Source organism: Hydrocoleum sp. CS-953 (assembly GCF_002260545.1).
Lineage (GTDB): Bacteria > Cyanobacteriota > Cyanobacteriia > Cyanobacteriales > Microcoleaceae > Trichodesmium.
Genome location: NZ_LGSU01000180.1, coordinates 1 through 2,350 on the forward strand (window position 1 = coordinate 1; position 2,350 = coordinate 2,350).

Genomic DNA, 2,350 nt, shown 5'->3' on the forward strand with positions numbered 1-2,350 from the left:
TCCCAGTCTGCTTCTGTTTTTTCTGCATATTTGCCGAGAGAATAAGCAATTACTTGAGTAAATAACTGATTCATTAAATAAGTAGTTACAACAATAATTCCGGCTGTTAATAATCTGTGAATTAAAGGTAAATTTTCTAACAAGTTTAAACTGTAACTTAATACTTTAAAAACAATTAGTACAAAAAGTATTAGTAGAGGAGTTTGCAAAATATTTATAGTTAAAATACCTATTTCATTGCTGGAACGGCGAAAGAAAAACTTTAGAACCGAGAATACTAACAGATATAAAAAGAATCCTAAAACTATTGCAATCCCTAAAATTCCTCCCTGTTCGAGCCAAGGGAGTGAGTATATAGCTGAAGAGTTTGATATTTGTAAAAGTGTCAACATAGTCTAAATTCATTCCTCTTCTTTTTTGCAGTTTAAACTTTACCGAATAATTAGGGCTTGCTGATTAAATCTAAAAGCATTGACAGATAAAAATAACTGCCTTTTTAGGTCTGGAAAAAGTACAAACTTTTAGGTCGAAAAGGTTCAAAAAGTTAGCCTTTTATGCTGACTAGGAAAGAAAAATTAAGGGAGAATTTTTCCGACGACCTCCTCTAAATTCCCATTTATCCTGATACGGGCAATTCGCCTTTGCGCAGCATTCCGCAGGAAATCGCCCCTACGACTCCTGACTCCTACCCCTACTCAAAGACTTTTTCAGCAAACCCTAATTATTAATTATTCAGCTTTATTAGCCGACCCTTTCTCTTGGGAAAAAAAGTTCTAGGATATTTCCTTATATTCAATTCCCTCACGGTTTTAACCAGAGGTAATTATCCATTATTAATTATCAATTATCCATTGGTAAATTAGCGTTGCAAATTTCTTGGATCTAGAGCATCTCGCAACCCATCTCCTAATAAATTAAATGNGCATAAAAGGCTAACTTTTTGAACCTTTTCGACCTAAAAGTTTGTACTTTTTCCAGACCTAAAAAGGCAGTTATTTTTATCTGTCAGCAAACCCTAATTATTAATTATTCAGCTTTATTAGCCGACCCTTTCTCTTGGGAAAAAAAGTTCTAGGATATTTCCTTATATTCAATTCCCTCACGGTTTTAACCAGAGGTAATTATCCATTATTAATTATCAATTATCCATTGGTAAATTAGCGTTGCAAATTTCTTGGATCTAGAGCATCTCGCAACCCATCTCCTAATAAATTAAATGCTAATACCGTCAGAATAATCAATAATGCAGGAGGCCATACTAACCAAGGTTGTAATACTAAAATAGAAGCATTGGTGGCCAAAGATAACATATTTCCCCAGGAGGGGTCAGGTTGTTGAATACCTAAACCAATCAAACTTAAAACTGATTCTGAGATAATAAAGCTAGGAATAGCTAAAGTTGCCGAAATAATTACATAAGTTGCCGTTTGTGGTAATACATGACGAACAATAATATAAAAAGAATTCGCCCCCATCGCTCTTACCGCTTGTACGAATTCTCTTTCTTTGATAGATAATACTTGTCCACGAATCACCCTAGCTAATCCTGCCCAACTAATAAATGAAGTAATGACCACAATTAAGAGAAATCTTTGGGCACTGGTTAAACCAGGAGGTAATACAGCAGCAAGTGCCACCAATAAATAAATACCTGGAATTGTCATTAATACTTCAGCGAAACGCATCAGAATACTATCTATCCAACCACCAAAGTAACCAGAAATTCCACCAATAATCATTCCCAGAGGAAAATAAATTGTAATTCCCACTAAACCAATAAATAAACTAATCCTACCGCCAAAAAGTAAACGGCTAAATTGGTCTCGCGCTTGTTCGTCAGTACCTAATAAATTAAATTTCCCTTCACCTGTGGTTCCGAATAAATGTCTATCCCAGGGCAAAATACCCAAAAGTTTATAGGGCGATCCTTTGACAAATAAACCGAGAGGGGATGGTTTATCCAACTCTACGTTTAACTCGCGGAGTCCAGTTTCTAAATCTACTGGTCCTTGAGTTGTGGGATAAACGTGGGGTCCAATAAATTCACCTGCTTGGTTTTGCCAGTAAATTTGAGTAGGTGGTAGTAGGGAACCGTTGGGTTGAGATGAGTAGGGATCATAAGGAGCAATAAAGTCAGCAGCAATTACTACTAGATAAAAAATTAATAGTAATAATGCACCAAATCTTGCTAAAGGATTTTTTTTAAGATTTTTCCACCATTTCATTGATTTCAAATTAGGGAGTAGGGAATAGGGAATAGGGAGTAGGGAAGAAAAGAAAAAGAGAGAGATTTGGGAACTATGACTCTTACCAGAAAGAGTTATATAGAAATCCTCAAATAGGTTGTAAC

Annotated in this window: 2 protein-coding genes; both read right to left on the reverse strand. The window is 35.4% G+C overall.

From position 1 onward, the window contains the following. On the reverse strand, positions 1–209 hold a 209-nt coding region (locus tag AFK68_RS37925; RefSeq protein ID WP_371357192.1), incomplete at its 3' end, for a hypothetical protein. A 948-nt stretch (positions 210–1,157) separates the two neighbouring features. Continuing rightward, positions 1,158–2,225, reverse strand: coding sequence for an ABC transporter permease (locus tag AFK68_RS01450; RefSeq protein ID WP_094671063.1), 1,068 nt, complete (start codon positions 2,223–2,225; stop codon positions 1,158–1,160). Between the last annotated feature and the right edge of the window lie 125 nt (positions 2,226–2,350).